Here is a 21253-nt window from a genome sequence, read left to right as displayed (position 1 = left end):
GCTCATACTGGTCACAACGGCAGCAAAGCATTACACTATGCGCCCTGCATTCCTGGCTACTATTTCGCAAGAGCAAGTCGATGACCAAAAAACTCCATATTAAAACCTGGGGCTGTCAGATGAACGAGTACGATTCATCGAAGATGGCCGATCTGCTGGATGCCACCCACGGCTATCAACTGACCGACGTGGCGGAAGAAGCGGATGTGCTGCTGCTGAACACCTGCTCAATCCGCGAGAAGGCTCAGGAAAAAGTCTTCCATCAGTTGGGTCGCTGGAAACTGTTAAAAGAGAAGAATCCGGACCTGATTATCGGTGTTGGCGGCTGCGTGGCTTCGCAGGAAGGCGACCACATTCGTCAACGCGCCCACTACGTCGATATTATTTTTGGGCCGCAAACGCTGCACCGTCTGCCGGAGATGATCAACTCCGTGCGCGGAAACCGCAGCCCGGTCGTAGATATCAGCTTCCCGGAAATCGAGAAGTTTGACCGTCTGCCAGAACCGCGCGCCGAAGGACCAACCGCGTTTGTCTCCATCATGGAAGGTTGCAATAAATATTGCACCTACTGCGTGGTGCCTTACACCCGTGGTGAAGAGGTAAGCCGTCCATCCGACGATATTCTGTTTGAGATTGCCCAGCTTGCCGCTCAGGGCGTGCGTGAAGTCAATCTGCTCGGTCAGAACGTGAACGCCTGGCGCGGTGAGAACTACGACGGCACCACCGGCTCGTTTGCCGATCTGCTGCGTCTGGTTGCCGCTATCGACGGGATCGATCGTATTCGCTTTACCACCAGCCATCCGATCGAATTTACCGACGATATCATCGAGGTTTATCGCGATACGCCAGAACTGGTGAGTTTCCTGCACCTGCCGGTACAGAGCGGTTCCGATCGCATCCTCAACCTGATGGGCCGTACCCACACGGCGCTGGAATACAAGGCGATCATCCGTAAATTGCGTGCGGCGCGTCCGGATATTCAGATCAGTTCTGACTTCATCGTTGGCTTCCCTGGCGAAACCACCGAAGACTTTGAGAAAACCATGAAGCTGATTGCCGACGTCAATTTCGACATGAGCTATAGCTTCATCTTCTCCGCACGTCCGGGTACACCAGCCGCCGATATGGTTGATGATGTTCCGGAAGAAGAGAAGAAGCAGCGTCTGTATATTCTGCAAGAACGTATCAATCAGCAAGCGATGGCATGGAGCCGCCGGATGCTCGGCACCACCCAGCGTATTCTGGTGGAAGGTACTTCGCGTAAGAACATCATGGAACTTTCCGGGCGTACCGAAAATAACCGCGTGGTCAATTTCGAAGGCACGCCGGATATGATCGGTAAATTCGTCGATGTGGAAATTACCGACGTTTACCCGAACTCCCTGCGCGGTAAAGTGGTACGTACCGAAGAGGAAATGGGTCTGCGCGTGGCAGAGGCTCCGGAATCAGTGATTGCCCGTACCCGCAAAGAAAACGACCTTGGCGTGGGTTATTATCAGCCGTAATTCTCAGGCCCGCCGTTCCGGTGGGCCTTGTTTTTTCTCTCTTTATCCCCATTTTTATCGCAATGCTTGCGCCTTTTTCCTGTGGCGTGAATAATTTCCTTATAGGCCGGTGAATGTTCAGCTTCCGGCGGCATACAAATAAGAGGAACGGTTTGAACATAGACACTCGCGAAATCACCCTGGAGCCAGCAGACAACGCGCGTCTGTTGAGCCTGTGCGGCCCGTTTGATGACAACATCAAGCAACTCGAACGCCGTCTCGGCATCGAAATCAATCGCCGCGATAACCACTTTAAACTGACCGGTCGTCCGATTTGCGTCACTGCCGCGGCAGACATTCTGCGCAGCCTGTATGTCGATACTGCCCCAATGCGCGGTCAGATCCAGGATATCGAACCGGAGCAGATCCACCTTGCGATTAAAGAAGCGCGAGTGCTGGAACAAAGTGCGGAAAGCGTGCCGGAGTACGGCAAAGCGGTCAATATCAAGACCAAACGCGGGGTCATTAAACCACGCACACCGAACCAGGCGCAGTACATCGCCCATATTCTTGACCATGACATCACCTTCGGCGTGGGTCCGGCGGGTACGGGTAAAACCTACCTGGCTGTGGCTGCGGCGGTTGATGCGCTGGAACGTCAGGAAATCCGTCGTATTCTGCTGACCCGTCCGGCAGTAGAAGCTGGTGAAAAATTAGGTTTTCTGCCCGGCGATTTAAGCCAGAAAGTAGACCCGTATCTGCGCCCGCTATACGACGCGCTGTTCGAAATGCTTGGCTTTGAAAAAGTCGAGAAACTGATTGAGCGCAACGTTATTGAAGTCGCGCCGCTGGCCTATATGCGTGGTCGAACACTGAACGACGCATTTATCATTCTTGATGAGAGCCAGAACACCACCATCGAACAGATGAAGATGTTCCTGACCCGTATCGGTTTTAACTCAAAAGCGGTTATCACCGGCGACGTCACGCAGATCGACCTGCCGCGTAATACCAAATCGGGTCTGCGCCACGCCATCGAAGTGCTGGCCGATGTCGAAGAGATCAGCTTTAACTTCTTCCACAGCGAAGACGTTGTTCGTCACCCGGTAGTGGCGCGTATCGTTAACGCCTATGAAGCCTGGGAAGAAGCCGAACAAAAACGTAAAGCGGCGCTGGCGGCAGAGCGCAAGCGTGAAGAACAGGAACAAAAATGAGTCAGGTGATCCTCGATTTACAACTGGCCTGTGAAGATAATTCCGGGCTACCGGAAGAGAGCCAGTTTCAGACATGGCTGAATGCGGTGATCCCGCAGTTTCAGGAAGAATCAGAAGTGACTATTCGCCTGGTCGATACCGCCGAAAGCCACAGTCTGAATCTGACCTATCGCGGTAAAGATAAGCCGACCAACGTGCTTTCCTTCCCATTTGAAGTGCCGCCTGGCATGGAGATGTCGCTGCTGGGCGATCTGGTTATCTGCCGTCAGGTGGTTGAGAAAGAAGCGCAGGAACAAGGTAAACCACTGGAGGCGCACTGGGCGCATATGGTGGTGCACGGCAGTCTGCATTTGTTAGGTTACGATCACATCGAAGATGACGAAGCAGAAGAGATGGAAGCCCTCGAAACAGAGATTATGCTTGCTCTGGGCTATGAGGATCCGTACATTGCCGAGAAAGAATAATTTGCCGGGCATTTGACTGGCAGACGTCCCCGCCGTTGGTAAGTAACGACGGTGTTTTGATTAACTAACATGAGAACCCATACGACGCCATGAGCGACGACAATTCACACAGTAGTGACACGATAAGCAACAAGAAGGGATTTTTCTCCCTGTTACTCAGCCAACTTTTCCACGGTGAACCGAAAAACCGTGACGAACTGCTGGCGCTGATCCGTGATTCCGGGCAGAACGACCTTATCGACGAAGATACGCGCGATATGCTCGAAGGGGTAATGGACATCGCAGACCAACGCGTTCGCGACATCATGATCCCGCGCTCCCAGATGATTACTCTGAAACGCAACCAGACGCTGGATGAATGCCTTGATGTCATCATCGAGTCTGCCCACTCGCGTTTCCCGGTGATCAGCGAGGATAAAGATCACATTGAAGGGATTCTGATGGCGAAAGACTTGCTGCCGTTTATGCGCAGCGATGCTGAAGCCTTCAGCATGGACAAAGTGTTACGTCAGGCGGTTGTCGTTCCTGAAAGTAAGCGCGTAGACCGGATGCTGAAAGAGTTTCGCTCTCAGCGATACCACATGGCGATCGTCATTGACGAATTCGGCGGTGTTTCCGGTCTGGTGACCATTGAAGACATCCTGGAACTGATTGTTGGTGAGATTGAAGACGAGTATGACGAAGAAGATGATATCGACTTCCGTCAACTTAGCCGTCACACCTGGACCGTGCGTGCGCTGGCTTCCATCGAAGATTTCAACGAAGCGTTCGGCACCCACTTTAGCGATGAAGAGGTCGATACCATCGGTGGTCTGGTGATGCAGGCGTTTGGGCATCTTCCGGCGCGTGGCGAAACCATCGACATCGACGGTTACCAGTTCAAAGTGGCGATGGCCGACAGTCGGCGTATTATTCAGGTTCATGTCAAAATCCCGGATGACTCACCCCAGCCGAAGCTGGATGAATAAAACCGAAACTGGATAGATAACTACATGGCTTTTGCCTCATTACTTGAACGCCAGCGCATTCGCCTGCTGCTGGCGTTATTATTCGGTGCCTGCGGAACGCTGGCCTTCTCCCCTTATGACGTCTGGCCTGCGGCGATTGTTTCGCTGATGGGGCTTCAGGCTCTGACCTTTAACCGCCGCCCACTTCAGTCTGCCGCTATCGGCTTCTGCTGGGGATTTGGCCTGTTTGGCACCGGTATTAACTGGGTATATGTCAGCATCGCGACCTTTGGCGGGATGCCAGGCCCGGTAAACATCTTCCTGGTGGTGCTGCTGGCGGCGTATCTTTCGCTGTATACCGGGCTGTTTGCTGGTGTTCTGGCGCGGCTGTGGCCGAAAACCACCTGGCTGCGCGTGACGATTGCCGCCCCTGCCCTCTGGCAAGTCACCGAGTTTCTGCGCGGTTGGGTGCTAACTGGCTTTCCGTGGTTGCAGTTCGGCTATAGCCAGATTGACGGGCCGTTAAAAGGGCTGGCACCGATAATGGGCGTGGAAGCCATTAACTTCCTGCTGATGATGGTTAGTGGTCTGCTGGCGCTGGCGCTGGTCAAACGCAACTGGCGTCCGCTGGTGGTGGCCGTTGTGCTGTTTGCACTCCCCTTCCCTCTGCGTTACATCCAGTGGTTTACCCCGCAACCGGAGAAAACCATTCAGGTTTCAATGGTTCAGGGTGATATTCCACAATCACTGAAGTGGGATGAAAGCCAGCTTCTTAATACGCTGAAGATTTACTACAACGCGACAGCACCGCTGATGGGTAAATCGTCGTTGATTATCTGGCCAGAGTCAGCAATTACCGATCTGGAAATGAATCAGCAACCATTCCTCAAAGAGCTGGATGGCGTGCTGCGTGAAAAAGGTAGCTCGCTGATCACCGGGATTGTCGACGCGCGCCTCAATAAGCTGAACCGCTACGATACCTACAACACCATCATCACGCTGGGTAAAGGTGCACCTTACAGCTATGAATCGACCAATCGCTATAACAAAAACCATCTGGTGCCGTTTGGCGAGTTTGTCCCGCTGGAGTCGATTCTGCGTCCGTTAGCGCCGTTCTTTGATCTGCCGATGTCGTCATTCAGCCGCGGGCCTTATATCCAGCCGCCGCTGTCCGTGAATGGTATTCAGCTTACCGCAGCCATTTGCTACGAGATCATTCTTGGCGAGCAGGTGCGCGATAACTTCCGTCCGGATACCGACTATCTGCTGACTATCTCCAACGATGCATGGTTTGGTAAGTCTATTGGCCCGTGGCAGCACTTCCAGATGGCGCGAATGCGTGCGCTGGAACTGGCGCGCCCGCTGCTGCGTAGCACCAACAACGGCATTACGGCGGTGATTGGCCCACAGGGTGAGGTTCAGGCGATGATCCCGCAATTCACCCGCGAAGTATTAACCACTAACGTGACGCCGACTACCGGACTCACACCGTACGCACGTACCGGCAACTGGCCGCTGTGGGTGCTGACGGCACTGTTTGGTTTTGCCTCTGTGTTGATGAGTCTCCGTCAGCGACGTAAATAATCCCTTCTAATTGTGCCGGAATACATTACGTATTTCGGCACGCTCACCGGATGCGGCGTCAATGCGTTATCCGGATGACAAAATTCCCCTATCCAACTTTGGCACATCTATTGCTTTGTTATACAAGGCAAACCTTGAACCGGTGTCGGTACAACCAGGTTGCACCATAGCAATCCACCGATAGCACCAAAAGAGTGCATTTTGAGAATTTTGCTTCGGAATGGTGCGGTGCATCTCGCAAAAACAAACAATAAAACATCAATATCTTTACATTTATACAAACTAAATGTTACCTAACAAGCACAACACTGCACAATAAAGTCGCAGATGATAACAACACAAACACTCACAACGGGTATCCATGCGTTCTTAACGCAGAAGATAAAGGAGTTGGATATGCAATTACGTAAATCTGCCACAGCAATCCTGGCCCTGGCGCTTTCCGCAGGTCTGGCACAGGCAGAAGACACTGCCCCGACTGCAGGCAGTACGCTGGACAAAATCGCCAAAAACGGCGTGATTGTCGTCGGTCACCGCGAATCTTCGGTGCCTTTCTCTTATTACGACAACCAGCAAAAAGTGGTGGGTTACTCTCAGGATTATTCCAACGCCATTGTCGAGGCAGTGAAAAAGAAACTCAACAAACCGGATCTGCAGGTGAAACTGATCCCGATCACCTCACAAAACCGTATTCCGCTGCTGCAAAACGGCACTTTCGATTTTGAATGTGGTTCTACCACCAACAACCTCGAACGCCAGAAACAAGCGGCTTTCTCTGACACCATTTTCGTGGTCGGTACGCGCCTGCTGACCAAAAAAGGCGGCGATGTTAAAGATTTTGCTGATCTGAAAGACAAAGCCGTAGTAGTCACTTCCGGCACCACTTCTGAAGTTCTGCTCAACAAACTGAATGAAGATCAGAAGATGAATATGCGCATCATCAGCGCCAAAGACCATGGTGACTCTTTCCGCACGCTGGAAAGCGGTCGTGCCGTTGCCTTTATGATGGATGACGCCCTGCTGGCCGGTGAACGTGCGAAAGCGAAGAAGCCTGATAACTGGGAAATCGTCGGCAAACCGCAGTCTCAGGAAGCTTACGGCTGCATGCTGCGCAAAGATGATCCGCAATTCAAAAAGCTGATGGATGACACCATCGCCCAGGTGCAGACCTCCGGTGAAGCGGAAAAATGGTTTGATAAGTGGTTCAAAAACCCCATTCCACCGAAAAACCTGAACATGAATTTCGAGTTGTCGGACGAAATGAAAGCACTGTTCAAAGAACCTAATGACAAAGCACTGAACTAATTACAAGAACCAGGGGCGGAAAGTTCAGCCCTCTCGATTGTTACGTAGCACGGACAGACTATACGCCTGATGGTCGTTCCCCATCGGGCCTGAAAACCGCAATACGCTGGGTAACAATCTTCGAGGGTAGCAGTTAACGCTGCTACCCTTTTTTTTCTGGAGTAGATTTATGTCTATAGACTGGAACTGGGGTATTTTTTTACAACAAGCCCCGTTCGGCAACACCACCTATCTCGGCTGGATCTGGAGCGGCTTTCAGGTCACTATCGCTCTGTCGATCTGCGCCTGGATTATCGCTTTCCTCGTCGGCTCGTTATTCGGCATTTTACGTACCGTTCCAAACCGTTTTCTCTCCGGTCTGGGCACGTTGTATGTCGAACTGTTCCGCAACGTGCCACTGATTGTGCAATTCTTTACCTGGTATCTGGTGATCCCAGAACTACTGCCGGAAAAAATCGGCATGTGGTTTAAGGCGGAGCTGGATCCCAATATTCAGTTTTTCCTTTCTTCCATGCTCTGCCTGGGGCTGTTTACTGCCGCTCGTGTTTGCGAACAGGTACGCGCCGCGATCCAGTCGCTGCCACGAGGGCAGAAGAATGCCGCACTGGCGATGGGGCTGACGCTGCCGCAAGCCTACCGCTATGTTCTGTTACCTAACGCCTATCGTGTTATCGTCCCACCGATGACCTCTGAGATGATGAACCTGGTGAAAAACTCCGCCATCGCCTCAACCATTGGTCTGGTAGATATGGCAGCACAGGCCGGAAAATTGCTCGATTACTCCGCCCACGCCTGGGAATCGTTTACCGCCATCACGCTGGCGTATGTGCTGATTAACGCCGTTATTATGCTGGTGATGACGCTGGTCGAACGTAAAGTTCGCCTGCCCGGCAACATGGGAGGCAAATAATGTACGAGTTTGACTGGAGTTCAATCGTTCCTTCCCTGCCGTATCTGCTGGATGGGCTGGTGATCACCCTGAAAATCACCATCACGGCAGTCGTGATTGGTATTTTGTGGGGCACGATGCTGGCGGTAATGCGCCTGTCCAGCTTTGCACCCGTGGCGTGGTTTGCCAAAGCCTACGTCAACGTGTTCCGTTCAATACCGTTAGTGATGGTTCTGTTGTGGTTTTACCTGATCGTGCCGGGTTTTCTGCAAAACGTGCTGGGATTATCACCCAAAACCGATATCCGCTTAATTTCTGCAATGGTGGCATTTTCGATGTTTGAAGCGGCCTACTATTCCGAGATTATCCGCGCCGGTATTCAAAGTATTTCTCGTGGTCAGTCGAGCGCTGCGCTGGCGTTAGGAATGACCCACTGGCAGTCGATGAAACTGATTATTCTGCCGCAGGCGTTCCGTGCGATGGTGCCGCTGCTGCTCACTCAGGGCATCGTCCTGTTTCAGGATACCTCGCTGGTGTATGTGTTATCTCTGGCCGATTTCTTCCGTACCGCCTCAACCATTGGTGAACGTGATGGTACGCAGGTGGAGATGATCCTGTTTGCCGGATTTGTTTATTTCATCATTAGCCTTAGCGCATCGTTGTTGGTCAGCTACTTGAAAAGAAGGACAGCATAATGATTACCCTGAAAAATGTTTCAAAATGGTATGGTCACTTTCAGGTGCTGACCGACTGCTCAACCGAAGTAAAAAAAGGCGAAGTGGTGGTGGTTTGCGGCCCGTCCGGCTCCGGTAAATCGACACTGATTAAAACCGTCAACGGCCTCGAACCGGTGCAGCAAGGTGAAATCACCGTTGATGGCATCGTGGTTAACGATAAGAAAACCGATCTGGCAAAGCTGCGTTCCCGCGTCGGAATGGTGTTCCAGCATTTTGAGTTGTTTCCCCATCTGTCGATTATCGAAAACCTGACCCTGGCGCAGGTAAAAGTGCTTAAACGCGATAAAGCGCCCGCCCGCGAAAAGGCCCTGAAACTGCTGGAACGCGTGGGACTTTCTGCGCATGCCAATAAGTTTCCGGCGCAGCTTTCCGGTGGTCAGCAGCAGCGTGTAGCGATTGCCCGCGCATTATGTATGGATCCTATTGCGATGCTGTTCGACGAACCGACATCGGCACTGGATCCGGAGATGATCAACGAAGTGCTGGATGTGATGGTGGAGCTGGCGAATGAAGGAATGACTATGATGGTGGTCACCCACGAAATGGGCTTTGCCCGTAAAGTAGCAAATCGGGTGATCTTTATGGATGAAGGTAAAATTGTCGAAGACTCGCCAAAAGACGCGTTCTTTGATGATCCGAAATCAGACCGCGCAAAAGACTTCCTCGCGAAAATACTGCACTAATAAGTCAGGCGCGCATACTCAAGTGCGCGCCATCTCACGCTTTATCGTTTCGCCTCTCGTATCTGTTACATCCCGGCGTTACCCTTGTCGCAAAGAAGCACACAACAAGGAGCAACAATGGCACTGCCAATTCTGTTAGATTGCGACCCAGGTCATGATGACGCTATCGCAATAGTTCTCGCCCTCGCCTCACCAGAGCTTGATGTCAAAGCCATCACATCCTCCGCCGGAAACCAGACGCCCGATAAAACATTACGTAATGTTCTGCGTATGCTGACCCTACTTAATCGCACCGATATTCCGGTGGCTGGTGGCGCAGTAAAACCGTTAATGCGTGACTTGATTATCGCGGACAATGTGCACGGCGAAAGCGGCCTGGACGGCCCGGCATTGCCGGAACCGGCGTTTGCGCCGCAAAATTGCACGGCGGTGGAGCTGATGGCGAAAACGCTGCGCGAAAGTGCTGAACCCGTCACGATAGTTTCCACCGGACCACAAACTAACGTTGCGTTGTTGCTCAACAGCCACCCGGAGCTGCATAACAAAATCGCTCAAATTGTGATTATGGGCGGCGCGATGGGACTCGGTAACTGGACGCCAGCGGCAGAATTTAATATTTACGTTGACCCGGAAGCGGCGGAAATTGTCTTCCAGTCAGGGATTCCGGTGGTGATGGCTGGTCTGGATGTCACCCACAAAGCGCAAATTCACGTTGAGGATACCGAGCGTTTCCGCGCTATTGGTAACCCTGTTTCAACCATCGTTGCCGAACTGCTGGATTTCTTCCTCGAATATCACAAAGACGAAAAATGGGGCTTTGTCGGCGCACCGTTGCATGACCCATGCACCATCGCCTGGCTGCTAAAACCTGAACTGTTTACCACCGTTGAACGCTGGGTTGGTGTCGAAACACAAGGGAAATATACTCAGGGTATGACGGTTGTTGATTATTACTATCTCACTGGTAATAAACCAAATACCACCATAATGGTCGATGTGGATCGTCAGGGCTTTGTTGATTTACTGGCCGATCGTCTGAAATTTTACGCTTAATACACGTCATTGATTAAGATCACCACGTGAAAATGGGGTGATCTTACTCTGACTCTCTCTTTTTCCTTCAAGATATAAATGCAATGGATAATGCAGAACTCGCCATTGGTATCGATCTCGGTACTACCAATAGTTTAATTGCCGTCTGGAAAGGCGGTGCCGCACAATTAATTCCAAATAAATTCGGTGAATATTTAACACCATCCATAATTAGCATGGATGAAAATAATCATATTCTGGTCGGAAAACCGGCTGTATCACGGCGCACTTCGCATCCGGATAAAACCGCAGCGTTATTTAAACGCGCAATGGGCAGTAATACCAACTGGCGGTTAGGCAGCGACACATTTAACGCGCCAGAACTATCCTCTTTGGTATTACGCTCATTAAAAGAAGATGCCGAAGAATTTCTGCAACGTCCGATTAAAGATGTGGTGATCTCCGTTCCGGCTTATTTCAGCGATGAACAACGCAAGCATACCCGTTTAGCAGCGGAGTTAGCCGGGTTAAATGCAGTACGCTTAATTAATGAACCCACAGCAGCCGCGATGGCGTATGGCCTGCATACGCAACAAAACACCCGCTCGCTGGTTTTTGATCTCGGAGGCGGCACGTTTGACGTCACGGTGCTCGAATACGCCACGCCGGTGATTGAAGTTCACGCCTCCGCTGGCGACAACTTCCTTGGTGGCGAAGATTTTACTCATATGCTGGTGGATGAAGTGTTAAAACGCGCCGCAGTGGCTAAAAACACGCTCAACGAAAGTGAACTGGCGGCGCTGTATGTCTGTGTAGAAGCGGCAAAATGTGGCAATCAATTACCGCTGCACATTCACTGGCAGTACCAGGAAGAAACGCGGGAGTGCGAATTTTACGAGAACGAACTGGAAGATTTGTGGTTACCGCTACTCAACCGCTTGCGTGTGCCTATCGAACAGGCATTGCGCGATGCACGTTTGAAACCGAGTCAAATCGACAGTCTGGTGCTGGTTGGTGGCGCTTCGCAAATGCCATTAGTACAGCGAATTGCGGTACGTCTGTTTGGCAAGTTGCCGTATCAAAGCTACGATCCGAGCACCATTGTCGCATTGGGCGCAGCAATCCAGGCCGCCTGCCGCTTACGCAGTGAAGATATTGAAGAAGTGATCCTCACCGATATCTGCCCTTACTCTTTGGGCGTAGAAGTAAACCGTCAGGGGGTTTCCGGCATTTTCTCACCGATTATTGAACGAAACACGACTGTACCTGTATCGCGTGTAGAAACTTACTCGACCATGCACCCGGAGCAGGATTCAATTACGGTTAATGTCTACCAGGGGGAAAACCACAAAGTTAAGAACAATATTCTGGTGGAGTCCTTCGATGTGCCGCTGAAAAAAACCGGCGCTTACCAGTCTATCGATATTCGTTTTAGCTATGATATCAACGGATTGCTTGAAGTTGACGTGCTTCTGGAAGATGGTAACGTAAAGTCCAGAGTGATTAATCACAGCCCGGTGACGTTAAATGCGCAGCAAATAGAAGAGAGTCGGGCGCGGTTATCGGCATTAAAAATTTATCCGCGCGATATGCTTATTAACCGAACTTTTAAAGCCAAACTGGAAGAGTTATGGGCACGAGCGCTGGGCGATGAAAGAGAAGAGATTGGCCGGGTGATTGCCGATTTTGATGCGGCATTGCAGTCAAACGACATAGCGCGCGTCGATGAAGTTCGTCGGCGGGCGAGCGATTATCTGGCCATTGAGATCCCTTAAGCACGGCTGCCGGATGCGGCGTAAACGCCTTATCCGGCCTACCCGTAGGTCGAATAAGATGCGTTAGCATCGCATCCGACATTGAAGGATAGGATGCGTTAGCCTCACATCTAACTGAACAACATCGCAATTTTGCCGAGTGCATAACCTATCACCAGCACCGTTAAGCTGATTTTGATAATGCTGATAATGCTCTGTGGTTTTTCAATCTCATCATTCTTCTCTTCATGTTTTTCAGGTATTGGCTCATCGACATCTTCATCCACCGGCTCCAGCTTCACTTTTGTCAACAGCATACGAGTGATAATCGCTTCTAACGGATGTGCTTCTCCGCATTCCAGCCGCGCCTTCAGGCGGGCCAGCTTCTCTTGTTTCGGAAACGCTTCCAGCACAACCTGTTCCGCTACCTGATACAGATTCAGTAACGGTGAATCTTGCTCTGTCTCGCTACCGACTTTTGATTTCCACCACGCCCATGCTTTGCGCTTATAAAACAGCGATTCAATAAATGATTGCCCTAAAGACGATAATTTACCGCTATGTAATATTTGCGCCCACAAAAGCCGTGTTCGGGCGCTCTCGCCTGGAACATATTTCAGCGGCTTACCTTGTGCATCAACCATGCTCTGCGCTTCGATAACCATCACTAACAGCGCGAAATAATCCGGGCAATGTTGCGCACTCCACTGCAACAACAAATTATCCGCTTGCGTCGATGAATGACTCTCCCAGTATGCACAGAGATCGGCAAGCAGGCTTTCCCCCTCGCCGCTGTACAACCGTTGTGCACACTGGTAATAACGGGCATCTTCGCTTTCTGGTTCTTCCGCTTGCCACTGTTGAGCCACAGGAATGAGTTCCGCCATACCTGTTTGCACCGAGCTGTACCAGCGCAACAGTTTGCGATGTAACTTCGCATCATCAGGAATGAACCACGGACCCTCCATCGCTAAAAACGCAGTAACATAGTCAGGATGGTAACGACAGCAGCGTTCCAGCGCGAAGTAATACTCAATAGTCTGGTTTTGTAACGCGACGGGGTATTCCAGAAGGCTAAGAAAATCGAAACAATCCCCAGCCTGAATAGCCTCAAGAAAAGCCTCCCGCTCTTCTTCATCCATTCCTTCGCTGTCACTAAATGAATGCCAGTTCAAACGCCCGGCCAGCAAAGAAGCGCAATTTAATGAAAGGTATCGCGCTTCTATGGCGATTGCGCACAGCGACCAGCGTAATTGATCCACCTCTTCCATATTGTAGTTATTTAATTGCTGAATAAATTTCTGCCAGGCGGAGGGCTGAAAACGTTCACTTTCTGAATTCAGTAATGCCCTGAATGCGCTCAGTGCTTCATGTTCAACTGCGGTGCTGCTCTTTTCATCAACTGATTCTTCTACAGAATTTACCGCCAGTCGCAGCGCTTCTTCATAGGCCTGACGTAATGCTTTAAACCCTTGCGGATCGGTTTCGGGATGACACAACGGTAAGCGAGCAAGATAAGCCTGACGGATAATATCAATTTGCGTTGTGCTTTCGATTTCGAGAATTTGCCAACATGTTTTCATAGGTCGCTCACATCCTTAAGCGTTGCCGGGCATTCAGGCTGAACAGTTAATGGCCGCCAGGGAAGCGTGGCATAGAAACGATCGCTTCCTGCCACCAGTTCTTCAAACATTCGGCTTCCGGCACTATCGTATTTGTACAGGGTTAGCGCCTCGTGTAGCGAAGCGTTGTCTTCACACTGGGAGGATTGCCAGTAGAGACGCCCTAACGAATAGGCGGAAAAATAGTGCATCCAACTGTGATAGTAATAGTGTGCCCGAACATAAACGCGCGATTGCAGCCATAAACTTTCGTCTTCTGTCAGCCAATTATTGAGTACACCGACGCGCGACAAAAACCCCATCCGAACATAATCCCAGGCTTTGATTCCCCCTTCCCCACAGCACATAGCGGTTTGGGCAACGAATTGGGTATAAATCAACCCGCGTTCGGGGCCACCAGCAATTAATGCTTTCCACTCATCAGGGGAAGAGCGATGCCATGCCAAATATAAACCAGCTAAATTATTCGCGTGGCCATCATCAGTCATTTGGTAAATAGTCTGAATTAAATCATCACGATTATTTATTCCCCAGGATGATGAGAGATCAAATTCTTTTATTCCGGTATACATTTTTGGCGAGTCGTGTGCAGGCTTGCATCCCTGATTAAGAATTTCCATTGGCGTAGAAAGCGCAAATAGAAGGTGTTGTTCATCCTTATCCATTTATTAACAATCCTTTAAGTACATTAACTGACTACTTTTTTATTAATGATGAGTATAAACTTGACGCTTTCAAAATAAAAAGAAAATCGAAGCATTGATAAATGAACAAAAAAATATATTTTATATTCACAATATTTATAGTTGCGGCAATCACTTGTATTAGCCAACCTAAGAAAACGACCTTGCGCGATAAAGCTATGGCGAATTATGTCTTTGATTATTTAAGCGCACCGGGCAGCCTTCCGTTTACCACGGCAGCAACGGAACTTTCCGCCATTCATGGTCACTCAACATCGCAATATCGCCTTGGCGAATTTTATCTTCATGGTAGTAATGGTAAACCGCTGGATTATGCAATGGCGAGGTACTGGTATGAGCAATCGGCGGAACAGGAAAATCCGCGCGCGCAGAGCAAACTAGGGTGGATCTACCTGAAAGGGCTGGGAGTCAAACCCGATACCCGTAAAGCAATTCTCTGGTATAAAGAAGCCGCTAAACAAGGGTATGTTCATGCACAATACACATTGGGTTTGATCTACAGAAACGGCACAGGCATAAACGTCAATAATTATGAAGCCCGCAAATGGTTGAAACTGGCAGCGGAACAACATTATAAAAATGCGGAAGAATTACTTGCAGAGCTTCCCGCACATTAAGATTTTTATCAGCCAACTAAATGGAGAATGCAACGGGTAAATACAGGATGGTCTGGAAGTTAAAAACATTACCCCTGGCAATGGCATATAAAAAGGATTCCAGTTCTTTTTCGTCTATTATCCCGGCATTTTCCTCCTGCAACCACCGCACTCTTTCTGCTAATAACACTACATACTCGAAAGATAAATAGGCAGCATTCATGGTTATCCTGCACAGCAACCAGCGTAACTTATCAATCTATTCCATTGAGCAATGATTTAATTGATGAATGAATCGCTGCCAGGTGGACTGCTTAAATCGTTCCTCATCCGAGGATAATAATGCGCGAAATGCCAGCAAAATTTCATGTTCTGCAATTTCAGTGTATTAAGAACATGCATTAGCAGCCAATTTGCCGGGGCGCATTCTCGACGATACAGCCCCCCTAAATATGAAGAAGCGGTTGACTGGTAAAGGCTGTCGATCTCCGACAGGCTCTCAACTTGTACCGTAAGTTCAGTCATCCGCTACAAGAGATGTCAGTAAAGAAATCCGTGAGATTGAAAATTTACTGTAGAGATAAAAACAGATAAGGGTCGGACGATTTTCATTCGACCCAAATTATCTTTATTACTGTGCGAAATCAGACTATTACGGCTCGAACGGGCGTCTCTGGAACTGGTCGTGGCCGCATTTCGGGCATAGCGTCAGCACTTCCGGCGTGTAGATTGGGAGATGAAAATGACATTTCTCGCAGACCAGATTCCCCAGCCCTACCACTTCTCCGCTGTGGTAAACCCCGTGATGGTTGAGATCCTGGAAAACTTCGCGCCACTCAAGCTGCGTTTTATCGGTGATATCCGCCAGCTCCTGCCACAAGCTTTCTTTAATCACCCGCATAAAAACACTGTCAGATTCTTCTTTCAGACTCTCTTCATAGCTCATAGCGAACTCTTCCAGGTCACGTCTGACGGCGCGTGTCAGTTCATCGACCTCGGTTCGCGTTAACTCCCCTGTTTTTATTACGCGCTCGTGCGCCTGTTCTACCAGCGCGTCGATATCACGCTCGCCATTGCGCAGGCGTTCGCTCAGTGACGCGACCAGTTCACGGTAATATTGAGCAACCTTGTTCATCGTTTCATCTCCCGGGTCGTTAACTGACTATAATAATAGACGTTCTTTGTTCCTTACTTTGCTAATACGCCCACAAACTCTGTAAATTAATGTATGAATAATCCGGGCATCATTTCAACGTCGAGTGCGCGAAAGGCTGTTTTGACGCGGACGTTTGGGCTATGCTATGCGGATCTGAAAAACCACCTCAACGCTACATTTGTAGCCGTATTGAAAACAGGACCACTGGCTGCCATGCAAGAGCAATACCGCCCGGAAGAGATAGAATCCAAAGTACAGCTTCACTGGGATGAGAAGCGCACATTTGAAGTAACCGAAGACGAGAGCAAAGAGAAGTATTACTGCCTGTCTATGCTTCCCTATCCTTCTGGTCGACTACACATGGGCCACGTTCGTAACTACACCATTGGTGACGTGATCGCCCGCTACCAGCGTATGCTGGGCAAAAACGTTCTTCAGCCGATCGGCTGGGATGCGTTTGGTCTGCCTGCGGAAGGCGCAGCGGTGAAAAACAACACCGCGCCAGCACCGTGGACGTATGACAACATCGCGTACATGAAAAACCAGCTCAAAATGCTGGGCTTTGGTTATGACTGGAGCCGCGAGCTGGCGACCTGTACGCCAGAATACTACCGTTGGGAACAGAAATTCTTCACCGAGCTGTATAAAAAAGGCCTGGTGTATAAGAAGACTTCTGCGGTCAACTGGTGCCCGAACGACCAGACCGTACTGGCGAACGAGCAGGTTATCGACGGCTGCTGCTGGCGTTGTGATACCAAAGTTGAACGTAAAGAGATCCCGCAGTGGTTTATCAAAATCACCGCTTACGCTGACGAGCTGCTTAACGATCTGGATAAACTGGATCACTGGCCAGACACTGTTAAAACCATGCAGCGTAACTGGATCGGTCGTTCCGAAGGCGTGGAAATCACCTTCAACGTTAACGACTATGACAACACACTGACCGTTTACACTACCCGCCCTGACACCTTTATGGGTTGTACCTACCTGGCGGTAGCGGCAGGTCACCCGCTGGCACAGAAGGCAGCGGAAAATAATCCTGAACTGGCGGCCTTTATTGATGAATGCCGTAACACCAAAGTTGCCGAAGCTGAAATGGCGACGATGGAGAAAAAAGGCGTCGATACCGGCTTTAAAGCTGTTCATCCATTAACTGGCGAAGAAATTCCGGTTTGGGCGGCAAACTTCGTATTGATGGAGTACGGCACTGGCGCAGTCATGGCCGTTCCGGGTCACGACCAGCGCGATTACGAATTTGCCTCTAAATATGGTCTGAACATCAAGCCGGTTATCCTGGCGGCTGACGGTTCTGAACCGGATCTCTCCCAGCAGGCGCTGACGGAAAAAGGCGTGCTGTTCAACTCTGGCGAGTTCAACGGTCTTGACCATGAAGCAGCCTTTAACGCCATTGCCGACAAACTGACGGCAATGGGCGTTGGCGAGCGTAAAGTTAACTATCGCCTGCGTGACTGGGGTGTTTCCCGTCAACGTTACTGGGGTGCGCCAATCCCAATGGTTACGCTGGAAGACGGTACTGTAATGCCAACTCCGGATGACCAACTGCCGGTGATCCTACCGGAAGATGTGGTGATGGACGGCATTACCAGCCCAATCAAAGCAGATCCTGAGTGGGCGAAAACCACTGTTAACGGTATGCCAGCACTGCGTGAAACCGACACCTTCGACACCTTTATGGAGTCCTCCTGGTACTATGCGCGCTACACTTGCCCGGAGTACAAAGAAGGTATGCTGGATTCCAAAGCGGCTAACTACTGGCTGCCGGTAGATATCTACATTGGTGGTATCGAACACGCCATCATGCACCTGCTCTACTTCCGCTTCTTCCATAAACTGATGCGTGATGCAGGTATGGTGAACTCTGACGAACCAGCGAAACAGTTGTTGTGTCAGGGCATGGTGCTGGCAGATGCTTTCTACTACGTTGGCGAAAACGGCGAGCGTAACTGGGTTTCTCCGGTTGATGCCATCGTTGAGCGTGACGAGAAAGGCCGTATCGTGAAAGCGAAAGACGCGGCAGGTCATGAGCTGGTGTATACCGGCATGAGCAAAATGTCCAAATCGAAGAATAACGGTATCGACCCGCAGGTAATGGTTGAACGTTATGGTGCGGACACCGTTCGTCTGTTTATGATGTTCGCATCTCCGGCAGATATGACGCTCGAATGGCAGGAGTCCGGCGTTGAAGGGGCTAACCGCTTCCTGAAACGTGTCTGGAAACTGGTTTACGAGCACACTGCAAAAGGTGATGTTGCGGCACTGAACGTCGATGCACTGACTGAAGATCAGAAAGCTCTGCGTCGCGATGTTCATAAAACTATCGCTAAAGTAACCGATGATATCGGCCGTCGTCAGACCTTCAACACCGCAATTGCGGCGATTATGGAACTGATGAACAAGCTGGCGAAAGCGCCGACCGATAGCGAGCAGGATCGCGCGCTGATGCAGGAAGCTCTGCTGGCCGTTGTGCGTATGCTTAACCCGTTCACGCCGCACATCTGCTTCACCTTGTGGCAGGAGCTGAAAGGCGAAGGCGATATCGACAACGCGCCGTGGCCGATTGCTGACGAAAAAGCGATGGTGGAAGATTCCACGCTGGTGGTTGTGCAGGTTAACGGTAAAGTCCGTGCCAAAATCACCGTTCCGGTGGATGCAACGGAAGAGCAGGTTCGCGAACGTGCTGGCCAGGAACATCTGGTGGCAAAATATCTTGATGGCGTTACCGTACGTAAAGTGATTTACGTACCGGGTAAACTCCTCAATCTGGTCGTTGGCTAAGCGCGGGAGGAAGCGTGCGATATCTGGCAACATTGTTGTTATCTCTGGCGGTGTTAATCACCGCCGGGTGTGGCTGGCATCTGCGTAACACCACGCAGATTCCTTCCACAATGAAAGTCATGATCCTGGACTCTGGCGACCCGAACGGGCCGTTAAGCCGTGCGGTGCGTAATCAGTTGCGTCTGAACGGTGTTGAGCTACTTGATAAAGAAACTACACGCAAGGATGTCCCATCTCTGCGTCTGGGGGCTGTATCAATCTCTCAGGATACCGCTTCAGTCTTCCGTAATGGTCAAACCGCTGAATATCAGATGGTGATGACTGTCAGCGCGTCAGTATTGATCCCTGGCCGTGACATCTACCCGATTAGCGCCAAAGTCTTCCGTTCGTTCTTCGATAACCCGCAAATGGCGTTAGCGAAAGATAATGAGCAGAGCATGATCATTCAAGAGATGTACGACCGTGCCGCCGAACAGCTTATTCGTAAGCTGCCAAGCATTCGCGCTGCGGATATCCGTTCCGACGAAGATACGTCGACAACAACGGATACTACAGCAACGCCTGCACGCGTCTCCACCACACTGGGTAACTGATGATTCGGTTGTACCCAGAACAACTCCGCGCGCAGCTCAATGAAGGGCTGCGCGCGGCGTATCTTTTACTTGGTAACGATCCCCTGTTGTTGCAGGAAAGCCAGGACGCTGTTCGTCAGGTGGCTGCAGCACAAGGATTCGAAGAACACCACACTTTCTCCATTGATCCCAACACGGACTGGAATGCGATTTTTTCGTTATGCCAGGCCATGAGCTTGTTCGCCAGTCGACAAACGCTGTTGCTGTTATTACCAGAAAATGGGCCAAATGCAGCGATCAATGAACAACTATTCACGCTCACCGGACTTCTGCATGACGATCTGCTGTTGATCATACGCGGCAATAAGTTAAGTAAAGCGCAGGAAAATGCCGCCTGGTTTACCGCACTTGCCAATCGAAGTGTGCAGGTAACCTGTCAGACGCCGGAACAGGCTCAGCTCCCTCGCTGGGTTGCCACGCGAGCCAAACAGCTCAACCTGGAACTGGATGACGCCGCAAATCAGGTACTCTGCTATTGTTATGAAGGTAACCTGTTGGCGCTGGCACAGGCACTGGAGCGATTGTCGTTACTCTGGCCTGACGGCAAACTGACGCTGCCACGCGTTGAGCAAGCGGTGAATGATGCCGCGCATTTCACCCCTTTTCATTGGGTTGATGCTTTGTTAATGGGCAAAAGCAAGCGCGCGTTGCATATTCTTCAGCAACTGCGTCTGGAAGGCAGCGAGCCGGTTATTTTGTTGCGCACGTTACAACGTGAACTGTTGTTACTGGTTAACCTGAAACGCCAGTCTGCCCATACGCCATTACGCGTGTTGTTTGATAAGCATCGCGTTTGGCAGAACCGCCGGGGCATGATGGGTGAAGCGTTAAATCGCCTAAGCCCGCCGCAGTTACGTCAGGCCGTGCAACTTCTGGCACGAACGGAACTCACCCTCAAACAAGATTACGGTCAGTCGGTGTGGGCAGAGCTGGAGGGGTTATCTCTTCTGTTAAGCCATAAACCACTGGCGGACGTATTTATCGATGGTTGATATGAAATCTTTACAGGCTCTGTTTGGCGGCACCTTTGATCCGGTGCACTATGGTCATCTTAAACCCGTGGAAACACTGGCGAATTTGATTGGTCTGACGCGGGTTACTATCATCCCTAACAATGTTCCTCCGCATCGTCCGCAGCCGGAAGCGAACAGCGCACAGCGAAAACACATGCTTGAACTGGCGATTGCCGACAAGCCTCTGTTTACCCTGGATGAACGCGAGTTAAAGCGCAATGCCCCCTCTTACACTGCACAAACACTAAAAGAGTGGCGGCAAGAGCAAGGACCAGATGTGCCGCTGGCATTTATTATCGGTCAGGATTCATTGCTGACCTTTCCGACCTGGTACGAATACGAAACCATTCTCGACAATGCACACTTGATTGTCTGTCGGCGTCCCGGTTATCCGCTTGAAATGGCGCAACCACAGTATCAACAGTGGTTGGAAGATCATTTGACGCATAACCCGGAAGATCTGCATCTTCAGTCTGCCGGTAAAATTTATCTTGCTGAAACGCCGTGGTTTAACATTTCTGCGACCATTATCCGCGAACGTTTGCAAAACGGTGAATCGTGTGAGGATTTGTTGCCGGAATCAGTATTGACCTACATTAACCAACAAGGCTTGTATCGCTGATACCTGTCATCACGGAGGG

Annotated in this window: 19 protein-coding genes and 2 pseudogenes; 17 read left to right on the top strand and 4 right to left on the bottom strand. The window is 50.5% G+C overall.

What is annotated here, in order from left to right; all coding sequences use genetic code 11:
• Positions 1-80: 80 nt before the first annotated feature.
• From miaB to hscC, 11 genes are all read left to right on the top strand, one after another.
• On the top strand, positions 81-1505 hold the full coding sequence (gene miaB, locus A31E_RS19065) for a tRNA (N6-isopentenyl adenosine(37)-C2)-methylthiotransferase MiaB (RefSeq protein ID WP_001515972.1): 1425 nt from the start codon (positions 81-83) through the stop codon (positions 1503-1505).
• Positions 1506-1657: 152 nt separating this feature from the next.
• Positions 1658-2698 (top strand): PhoH family protein, encoded by a 1041-nt coding sequence (locus tag A31E_RS19070; protein ID WP_024191850.1) that lies wholly within the window; start codon positions 1658-1660, stop codon positions 2696-2698.
• Entirely contained in the window at positions 2695-3162 is a 468-nt protein-coding gene (gene ybeY / locus A31E_RS19075) for an rRNA maturation RNase YbeY (protein WP_000084457.1), read from the top strand. The genes A31E_RS19070 and ybeY overlap by 4 nt, the downstream gene beginning before the upstream one ends.
• Before the next feature lie 89 nt (positions 3163-3251).
• Positions 3252-4130, top strand: coding sequence for a CNNM family magnesium/cobalt transport protein CorC (corC, locus tag A31E_RS19080; RefSeq protein WP_001278605.1), 879 nt, complete (start codon positions 3252-3254; stop codon positions 4128-4130).
• Between the two features lie 24 nt (positions 4131-4154).
• Positions 4155-5693, top strand: a complete 1539-nt coding sequence (gene lnt, locus A31E_RS19085; protein WP_016248466.1) for an apolipoprotein N-acyltransferase — start codon at positions 4155-4157, stop codon at positions 5691-5693.
• A gap of 396 nt (positions 5694-6089) precedes the next feature.
• The gene (gene gltI, locus A31E_RS19090) at positions 6090-6998 is read left to right on the top strand and encodes a glutamate/aspartate ABC transporter substrate-binding protein GltI (RefSeq protein WP_016248465.1); all 909 of its coding nucleotides are present in this window, start codon (positions 6090-6092) and stop codon (positions 6996-6998) included.
• Positions 6999-7167: 169 nt separating this feature from the next.
• Complete coding sequence (gene gltJ / locus A31E_RS19095) at positions 7168-7908, top strand: glutamate/aspartate ABC transporter permease GltJ (RefSeq protein WP_000020950.1); 741 nt, start codon at positions 7168-7170, stop codon at positions 7906-7908.
• Positions 7908-8582 carry a glutamate/aspartate ABC transporter permease GltK gene (gene gltK, locus A31E_RS19100; protein ID WP_000272808.1) on the top strand — a complete coding sequence of 225 codons (675 nt, stop codon included), beginning with the start codon at positions 7908-7910 and terminating at the stop codon, positions 8580-8582. The genes gltJ and gltK overlap by 1 nt, the downstream gene beginning before the upstream one ends.
• Entirely contained in the window at positions 8582-9307 is a 726-nt protein-coding gene (gene gltL / locus A31E_RS19105; protein ID WP_000631384.1) for a glutamate/aspartate ABC transporter ATP-binding protein GltL, read from the top strand. Before gltK ends, gltL begins: the two co-directional genes overlap by 1 nt.
• A gap of 117 nt (positions 9308-9424) precedes the next feature.
• Positions 9425-10360 carry a pyrimidine-specific ribonucleoside hydrolase RihA gene (rihA, locus tag A31E_RS19110; protein ID WP_001515969.1) on the top strand — a complete coding sequence of 312 codons (936 nt, stop codon included), beginning with the start codon at positions 9425-9427 and terminating at the stop codon, positions 10358-10360.
• Between the two features lie 83 nt (positions 10361-10443).
• Positions 10444-12114 (top strand): molecular chaperone HscC, encoded by a 1671-nt coding sequence (gene hscC / locus A31E_RS19115; protein ID WP_016248464.1) that lies wholly within the window; start codon positions 10444-10446, stop codon positions 12112-12114.
• Between the two features lie 110 nt (positions 12115-12224).
• Here the strand turns inward: hscC and A31E_RS19120 are convergent, their stop codons facing one another.
• Entirely contained in the window at positions 12225-13676 is a 1452-nt protein-coding gene (locus tag A31E_RS19120; RefSeq protein WP_016248463.1) for a co-chaperone, read from the bottom strand.
• Positions 13673-14380 carry a DUF1266 domain-containing protein gene (locus tag A31E_RS19125; RefSeq protein ID WP_000356526.1) on the bottom strand — a complete coding sequence of 236 codons (708 nt, stop codon included), beginning with the start codon at positions 14378-14380 and terminating at the stop codon, positions 13673-13675. Before A31E_RS19125 ends, A31E_RS19120 begins: the two co-directional genes overlap by 4 nt.
• A 101-nt stretch (positions 14381-14481) precedes the next feature.
• Here A31E_RS19125 and A31E_RS19130 point away from each other — a divergent pair, with 101 nt between their 5' ends.
• Positions 14482-15036 carry a tetratricopeptide repeat protein gene (locus A31E_RS19130; protein WP_016248462.1) on the top strand — a complete coding sequence of 185 codons (555 nt, stop codon included), beginning with the start codon at positions 14482-14484 and terminating at the stop codon, positions 15034-15036.
• A gap of 28 nt (positions 15037-15064) precedes the next feature.
• Here the strand turns inward: A31E_RS19130 and A31E_RS26050 are convergent.
• Positions 15065-15397 (bottom strand): annotated as a pseudogene (locus A31E_RS26050) (J domain-containing protein); the annotation flags it as partial.
• Positions 15398-15489: 92 nt separating this feature from the next.
• Between A31E_RS26050 and A31E_RS26710 the strand changes: the two are divergent.
• A pseudogene (locus tag A31E_RS26710) lies at positions 15490-15593 on the top strand (hypothetical protein); the annotation flags it as partial.
• Between the two features lie 74 nt (positions 15594-15667).
• Here the strand turns inward: A31E_RS26710 and A31E_RS19140 are convergent.
• Complete coding sequence (locus A31E_RS19140) at positions 15668-16150, bottom strand: zinc ribbon-containing protein (protein ID WP_016248461.1); 483 nt, start codon at positions 16148-16150, stop codon at positions 15668-15670.
• 234 nt (positions 16151-16384) lie between these two features.
• Between A31E_RS19140 and leuS the strand changes: the two genes are divergently transcribed.
• Genes leuS through nadD form a run of 4 tightly spaced genes read left to right on the top strand, consistent with a single transcriptional unit; the run spans position 16385 to position 21234 of the window.
• Positions 16385-18967, top strand: coding sequence for a leucine--tRNA ligase (gene leuS / locus A31E_RS19145; protein ID WP_016248460.1), 2583 nt, complete (start codon positions 16385-16387; stop codon positions 18965-18967).
• Positions 18968-18981: 14 nt separating this feature from the next.
• The gene (gene lptE / locus A31E_RS19150) at positions 18982-19560 is read left to right on the top strand and encodes an LPS assembly lipoprotein LptE (RefSeq protein ID WP_016248459.1); all 579 of its coding nucleotides are present in this window, start codon (positions 18982-18984) and stop codon (positions 19558-19560) included.
• A complete protein-coding gene (holA, locus tag A31E_RS19155) occupies positions 19560-20591 on the top strand; it encodes a DNA polymerase III subunit delta (RefSeq protein WP_016248458.1) in 1032 nt (343 codons plus the stop codon). The genes lptE and holA overlap by 1 nt, the downstream gene beginning before the upstream one ends.
• A 1-nt stretch (position 20592) precedes the next feature.
• Positions 20593-21234 carry a nicotinate-nucleotide adenylyltransferase gene (nadD, locus tag A31E_RS19160; RefSeq protein ID WP_010380730.1) on the top strand — a complete coding sequence of 214 codons (642 nt, stop codon included), beginning with the start codon at positions 20593-20595 and terminating at the stop codon, positions 21232-21234.
• Positions 21235-21253 lie beyond the last annotated feature (19 nt).

It is taken from the genome of Escherichia sp. KTE159 (genome assembly GCF_000408805.1).
Classification (GTDB): Bacteria; Pseudomonadota; Gammaproteobacteria; order Enterobacterales; family Enterobacteriaceae; genus Escherichia; species Escherichia marmotae.
This window is presented reverse-complemented; position numbering and strand designations above follow the sequence as displayed.

Excerpts from the sequence above, each read along its gene's own strand:
- hscC (WP_016248464.1), top strand. The coding sequence starts at position 10,444 with ATGGATAATGCAGAACTCGCCATTGGTATCGATCTCGGTACTACCAAT.
- A31E_RS19140 (WP_016248461.1), bottom strand. The coding sequence starts at position 16,150 with ATGAACAAGGTTGCTCAATATTACCGTGAACTGGTCGCGTCACTGAGC.
- leuS (WP_016248460.1), top strand. The coding sequence starts at position 16,385 with ATGCAAGAGCAATACCGCCCGGAAGAGATAGAATCCAAAGTACAGCTT.
- gltL (WP_000631384.1), top strand. The coding sequence starts at position 8,582 with ATGATTACCCTGAAAAATGTTTCAAAATGGTATGGTCACTTTCAGGTG.
- lnt (WP_016248466.1), top strand. The coding sequence starts at position 4,155 with ATGGCTTTTGCCTCATTACTTGAACGCCAGCGCATTCGCCTGCTGCTG.
- rihA (WP_001515969.1), top strand. The coding sequence starts at position 9,425 with ATGGCACTGCCAATTCTGTTAGATTGCGACCCAGGTCATGATGACGCT.
- gltI (WP_016248465.1), top strand. The coding sequence starts at position 6,090 with ATGCAATTACGTAAATCTGCCACAGCAATCCTGGCCCTGGCGCTTTCC.
- ybeY (WP_000084457.1), top strand. The coding sequence starts at position 2,695 with ATGAGTCAGGTGATCCTCGATTTACAACTGGCCTGTGAAGATAATTCC.
- gltK (WP_000272808.1), top strand. The coding sequence starts at position 7,908 with ATGTACGAGTTTGACTGGAGTTCAATCGTTCCTTCCCTGCCGTATCTG.
- miaB (WP_001515972.1), top strand. The coding sequence starts at position 81 with ATGACCAAAAAACTCCATATTAAAACCTGGGGCTGTCAGATGAACGAG.
- holA (WP_016248458.1), top strand. The coding sequence starts at position 19,560 with ATGATTCGGTTGTACCCAGAACAACTCCGCGCGCAGCTCAATGAAGGG.
- A31E_RS19120 (WP_016248463.1), bottom strand. The coding sequence starts at position 13,676 with ATGAAAACATGTTGGCAAATTCTCGAAATCGAAAGCACAACGCAAATT.
- corC (WP_001278605.1), top strand. The coding sequence starts at position 3,252 with ATGAGCGACGACAATTCACACAGTAGTGACACGATAAGCAACAAGAAG.
- nadD (WP_010380730.1), top strand. The coding sequence starts at position 20,593 with ATGAAATCTTTACAGGCTCTGTTTGGCGGCACCTTTGATCCGGTGCAC.
- gltJ (WP_000020950.1), top strand. The coding sequence starts at position 7,168 with ATGTCTATAGACTGGAACTGGGGTATTTTTTTACAACAAGCCCCGTTC.
- A31E_RS19125 (WP_000356526.1), bottom strand. The coding sequence starts at position 14,380 with ATGGATAAGGATGAACAACACCTTCTATTTGCGCTTTCTACGCCAATG.
- A31E_RS19130 (WP_016248462.1), top strand. The coding sequence starts at position 14,482 with ATGAACAAAAAAATATATTTTATATTCACAATATTTATAGTTGCGGCA.